At 70.3% G+C, this 6,138-nt stretch carries 4 protein-coding genes; all 4 read left to right on the forward strand.

Features of this window, described 5'->3' with window-relative positions; all coding sequences use genetic code 11:
* Positions 1–478 (forward strand): ACP S-malonyltransferase (locus WBA11_RS18035; protein WP_424522021.1); only part of this gene is annotated, 478 nt, incomplete at its 5' end.
* A gap of 31 nt (positions 479–509) precedes the next feature.
* Entirely contained in the window at positions 510–1,499 is a 990-nt protein-coding gene (locus WBA11_RS18040) for a hypothetical protein (RefSeq protein WP_424522022.1), read from the forward strand.
* A gap of 184 nt (positions 1,500–1,683) precedes the next feature.
* Positions 1,684–2,427: a 3-oxoacyl-[acyl-carrier-protein] reductase gene (fabG, locus tag WBA11_RS18045; protein WP_424522023.1), complete on the forward strand. Its 744-nt coding sequence runs from the start codon at positions 1,684–1,686 to the stop codon at positions 2,425–2,427.
* Between the two features lie 294 nt (positions 2,428–2,721).
* Positions 2,722–6,138: chemotaxis protein CheB (locus WBA11_RS18050; protein ID WP_424522024.1), on the forward strand; the 3,417-nt coding region annotated here is incomplete at its 3' end.

Raw genomic sequence — 6,138 nt, forward strand, 5'->3', positions numbered from 1 at the left:
GGGCGACGGCGAGGTGGTCCCGGCCAACTACAACGACCCGGGCCAGATCGTGATCTCGGGCGACGGCGCGGCCGTCGAGCGAGCCGGCGCGCTCGCCCTCGAGGCCGGCGCTCGGCGCGTGGTCGCTCTGCCGGTGTCGGGCGCGTTCCACAGCCCGCTGATGGCGTTCGCGAGGGAGGGCCTGGCCGAGACGCTCGCCGCCCTCGAGGTCAGGGTCCCGTCGTGCCCGGTCGTCCTCAACGTGACCGCCGAGCCGACGACCGATCCCGACGCGATCCGCACGCGCTTGCTCGACCAGCTCACGTCGCCCGTCCGCTGGGCGCAGTCACTCGATCGGATGAAGGCCGACGGTGCCGAGCGCTTCGTCGAGGTCGGCACGGGCAAGGTGCTGTCGGGTCTGGTGCGCCGGACGCTCGGCCGAGACGCCGCGACCGCTCAGGCAGGGACGGCGCCCGACCTCGAGGCGTTCGCGAGCTAGCTGGGGAGCCGTTTCCCCGTACTCTGCGGGAATGGACGACTCTCCGCAGGACGGCTCACGACAGGCCTGGTTCGGGCGTCACGACTGGCGCCGGTCGTGGCTCGGCCCGGTCCTGATCGGGCTGGCCTACGGGCTGATGGCCCGGCTCTTCTTCGGCCTCGAGGTTCTCGAGACCTTGTTCGGCATCATGACGATGTCGTTCATCTTCTTGGTGCCGATGGTGATCGGGGTGATCGCCGTTCAGTGGCGCGCTAAGGAGTCGTCGTGGGCGACGGCCGTCTTCTTTCCCTGGGTACCGACGCTGTTGACGATCGCGACCACGCTGGTGCTGGCATGGGAAGGCCTGATCTGCGCCGTCGTTTGGGTGCCGATCTCGCTCGTGTGCGCGTCGCTCGGCGGCGTCATCGGGAAGGTCGCGCGGTCCTCGAGGTCGCCTCGCGGCCTAGCGTTCGCGTTGGCCGCGCTTCCGGTCGTGTTCGCGCCGATGGAGAACCAGATGCCGGACCCGGTCGTGTCGCGCACCGTCCTCGATTCGATCGTCATCGAGGCCGACCCCGAGACGGTGTGGCGTGAGATCCGCGAGGTCCGGCCCATCGAGGACCACGAGCTGGGCAACTCGCTCGCCTACCGGATCGGGTTCCCACGTCCCATCGAGGCTCGACTCGAAGGCGAGGGCGTCGGATCGGTCCGCTACGCGACGTTCGGCGGTGGCGTGGTGTTCATCGAGGACGTGACGGAGTGGGTCGAGAACGAGTCCATCGCGTTCACCATCGACGCCTCCGCGGTGCCGTCCACGACGTTCGACCAGCACGTGGCGGTCGGCGGGCGCTTTTTCGACGTGCTCTCGGGTCGCTACGAGATCGAGGACCTGGGCGACGGTCGCGTCGCGCTCCACTTGGCGAGCGAGCAGCGGCTGGCGACGCGGTTCAACCCGTACACGCAGATCTGGACGGACCGCTTCATGAGCGACATCCAAAGCACCATCCTCGAGGTCGTGAAGGCGCGCGCCGAGGCGGTGTAGCGTCCTCGAGGGCGGCACATCGAGGTCGGCATGGGCACACCAGCGGTGTGCCCCTACGTGAGCCTCGTTGTCTTCGAGGACATGCGGGTTGGTGCGACCTCGAGGACGGCTCGACCCGTGTTCGTTCCCCTGACGCGTCCTCGAGGTCGGCGTGCGATCTTTCGGTCCCTCTACCGACGCACCCATGACTCTCGACCTCACCGACAAGACCGTCCTCGTCACCGGCGGCACGCGCGGGATCGGCCGCGCCATCGTCGAGGCCGCGGCCCATGCCGGCGCGAACGTCGCGTTCACCTACCGTTCGTCCGTCGAGACAGCCACCGAGCTCGTCGAGTCGCTGGGAGGCCCGGACAAAGCCCTCGCCATCCAGGCCGACGCCGCTAGCGCCGACGACGCCATCGCCTCCGTCCAAGCCGTGACCGCGAAGTGGGGCCGGATCGACGGGCTGGTCGTCAACGCCGGCATCACCAAGGATGGGTTGATGATCCGGATGGACGCCGACGCGTGGCAGTCCGTGATCGACACCAACCTGACCGGCGCGTTCCACGTCGCCAAGGCCGCCTACCGGCCGATGATGAAGCAGCGCGCGGGCAGCATCGTCACGATCTCGTCGGTCGTCGGCGTGATGGGGAACGCGGGGCAGGCGAACTACGCGGCCTCGAAGGCGGGCCTGATCGGGTTCACCAAGAGCCTGGCGCGCGAGCTGGGCGGGCGCGGCGTCCGCGCGAACGTGGTCGCGCCCGGCTACATCGAGACCGACATGACGGCGGGCCTGGGCGACGCGGCCGACGGCCTCAAGGGCCAGATCCCACTCGGTCGCCTGGGCCAGCCCGACGACATCGCCGCGGCCGTCCTCTACCTGCTCTCCGACGTCTCGACGTACGTCACCGGCCACGTCCTCCACGTCGACGGCGGCCTAGCGATGTAGCCGTCCTCGAGGTCGGTTCAAGCTCTGCGCGGCGACCTCGAGGTCGGCCTGCAGGCCGCGGTCCGACTGTAGCGACCGCCTCGCGCTCGCCCCCGAGCCTGCCTGCCCCGTCCGACTCCTACGCTGCTCGAGGAGTCCCCTCTCCTCAAATGAGGAGGAGGACAGGGGGTGGTCTCTTCGTCCTCGAGGTCGCGTGCCCGCCCTCGAGGTCGGTTTCCTAGGAAACGGCGAGAGCGGGAGGTAGCTTGATTCTTCAAGGTGTAGCCCCCGGCAGGTGCTCCGCGCAACCGCCCCATGAGCGACCCGACTCCACCATCCGAGAGGCCGGGGACCCCCGAGGAGGGGCCGCGCGAGGTGCCGACGGTCGTCGGGGTCGGGGCGTCGGCGGGCGGGTTGGCCGCGCTCAAGGAGTTCTTCGACCACGTCCCCGAGGACTCCGGGCTCGCGTTCGTGATCGTGGTCCACCTCTCGCCCGAGCACGAGAGCCACCTTGCCGAGCTGCTCCAGCCCTCGGTCCGGGTCCCCGTCCAGCAGGTCACCGAGACGACGGAGCTCAAGCCGGACCACGTCTACGTCATTCCGCCCGGGCGCAACCTCTCGGCGGTGGACACGCACCTGCGGCTGACGCCGCTCGAGGAACGCCGCCGGAACCGGGCGCCCGTCGACCACTTTTTTCGCACGCTCGCGGCCACGTACGACGGCCACTCGATCGGCGTGATCCTGACGGGGACGGGCTCCGACGGGGCGTTGGGCGTGCGCGAGATCAAAGAGCGGAACGGGCTGGTCGTGGTCCAGGACCCCAACGAGGCCGAGTACGACGGGATGCCCCAGAGCGCGATCACGACCGGGGTCGTGGACTGGGTGCTCCCGCTCGCCGACGTCCCCGGCGCCATCCTCCGCTTTGCGCGGACCGAGCCCAGCGTCAACGTCCCGGCCGAGGACGAGCCCGTCGAGGCCGACGAGCGCCAGCTCTTGCAGCGCGTGCTCGCCCAGGTCCGCGCCCGGACAGGCCGGGACTTCTCGCGCTACAAGAGCGCCACGGTGCTCCGTCGGATCACACGCCGGATGCAGATCTGCAGCGTCGAGGACCTCGACGCGTACCTCAAGATCCTGCGGGGCACGCCCACCGAGGTCGCCTCCCTCGCCGACGACCTGCTCATCAACGTCACGAGCTTTTTCCGCGACCCCGAGGTGTTCGACCGGCTCGCGGAGACCGTCGTGCCGGGCCTGTTCGAGGGGCGCGGTCCGGACCAGGCCGTCCGCGTGTGGTCGGTCGGGTGCGCGACCGGTGAGGAGGCGTACTCGCTCGCGATCTTGCTCTTCGAGGAGGCCGCCCGGCTCGAGGAGCCGGCCACGTTCCAGGTCTTCGCCAGCGACCTGCACGAGCACTCGCTGGAGCGGGCCCGCGACGGGTTCTACGCCGGCGACATCGAGGCCGACGTGAGCGCCGAGCGGCTCCGGCGCTTTTTCCGCAAGGAGGACGGCGGCTACCGGATCCGCAAGGAGATCCGAGAGGCCGTCGTGTTCGCGCCACACAACCTGCTCTCGGACCCCCCGTTCTCGAAGCTGGACCTGGTCTCGTGCCGGAACCTCCTCATCTACCTCCAGCGCGACGTCCAGCGCGAGGTGATGGACCTGTTCCACTACGCGCTCCATCCCGACGGCGTGTTGGTGCTGGGGTCGTCGGAGACCGCGGACGCCGGGGACCTTTTCCGCACGGTTGACAAGCCGCTGTGCTTCTACCGCAAGCGGAACGTCCCCGCGCCCGACGTGCGGCTGCCGGTCTTCCCGATCACACACGCGGTGCTCCCGTCCCGTCCCGACGACGGCTCGGAAAGTGACGGCGACGTGCGCCGGGCGGTGTCGTTCGGGGCGCTCCACGAGCAGATCGTGGAGCGGTACGGGCCGCCGAGCGTGCTCGTGGGGCCGGAGGACCGCGTGGTCCACGTTTCCGCCCAGGCCGGCCGCTACCTCGTCCACCCCGGGGGCGAGATCACGACGCACGCGCTCAAGCTGGTCCGGCCCGAGCTCCGGCCCGAGCTCCGGACCGCGCTCTACGCCGCGAGGGAGCGCTCCGAGCCCGTCCGCACGGACCCGGTCGCGGTCGAGTTCGGCGGCCACTCTGAGACGGTCGCATTGGACGTGCGGCCGTCCCCCGACCCCGAGCATGAGGGCTACGTCCTGGTCCTGTTCGACGAACGCCCCGGTCCGGTCGAGGCCGCCCCCGACCCGTCGAAGACCGACGACAGCCAGGCCCGCCTCCACTCCGACCTCGACCGAACGCGCCAGCGCCTCCAGGCCCTGGTCGAGGAGTACGAGACGAGCCAGGAGGAGATGAGGGCGGCCAACGAGGAGCTCCAGAGCGCCAACGAGGAGCTTCGGAGCACGATGGAGGAGCTCGAGACGTCGAAGGAAGAGCTCCAGTCGATGAACGAGGAGCTCCAGACGGTCAACCAGGAGAACCGCCACAAGGTGGAGGAACTGGCCCAGCTCTCGGGCGACCTCAAGAACCTGATGGCCGCGACCCAGATCGCGACCCTGCTCCTGGACCGCGAGCTCCGGATCGTCCGGTTCACGCCGGGCGTCGCCGACCTGTTCAGCGTGCGTTTGGCGGACCGGGGCCGGCCGCTCGCGGACTTGACGCACCGCCTGGGCTACGACGACCTGCTGGCCGACGCCGAGCGCGTCCTGGCCACGCTCGTCCCCGTCGAGCGCGAGGTCAGCGACGACGGCGACCGCGGCTACCTCGCGCGCGTCCTGCCGTACCGGTCGGCCGAGGACCGGATCGAGGGCGTCGTGATCACGTTCGTCGACATCACGGCCCGGCGCGCCAGCGAGGTCGCGCTGCGACAGAGCGAGGAGCACTACCGGCTGCTCGTCGAGGGCGCGAGCGAGTACGCGATCCTGCTCCTCGACCTCGAGGGCTGTATCACCGGATGGAACACGGGCGCCAAGACCCTCTTCGGGTACGCCGAGGCCGACGTCACCGGGCACGGCGTCGACACGCTGTTCACGTCCGAGGACCGCGCCGCCGGCCAGCCCGAGGCCGAGAGGAAGACCGCCCTCGAGGACGGCCAGACCAGCGGCGACCGCTGGCACCTTCGCGCGGACGGCTCCCGCTTCTGGGCCTCGGGCGTCACGACGGTCCTCCGGGCCGACGGGGAGGTCCGCGGTTTCGCCAAGGTCCTGCGCGACAACACCGAGCAGAAGGAGGCCCAGGACGCGCTCCGCGACAGCGAGGCCCGCTACCGCTCCCTCTTCGAGTCGATCTCGGAGGGGTTCTCCGTGATCGAGATGGTCTACGCCGACGGCCGGCCCGTCGACTACCGGTTCGTCGAGACCAACCCCGCCTTCGAGCGTCAGTCCGGCCTCGAGGCCGTCGACGGGCGGACGGTCTTGGAGGCGATCCCGGACCTCGACCCGTTCTGGATCGAGACCTACGCACGCGTCGCTGAGACCGGCCAGCGGGCGCAGTTCGTCCAGGAGTCGACGGCCCTGGACCGTTGGTACGAGGTCGAGGCCTTCCGGGTCGGCGAGCCCGAGTCGCGCCGCGTCGCCGTCCTGTTCACGGACGTCTCGGAGCAACGGGCCGCGGAGCAGGCGCTCCGGGCGTCGGAGGCGCGGTTCCGACAGGCCGTCGACGCGGCGCGACTCGGGACGTGGGACTACGACGTGACGAGGGGGGCGGTCCGGCTGGACGAGCGCGCGCGC

The sequence above is a fragment of the Rubrivirga sp. genome (assembly GCF_049648075.1).
Taxonomy (GTDB): Bacteria; Bacteroidota; Rhodothermia; order Rhodothermales; family Rubricoccaceae; genus Rubrivirga.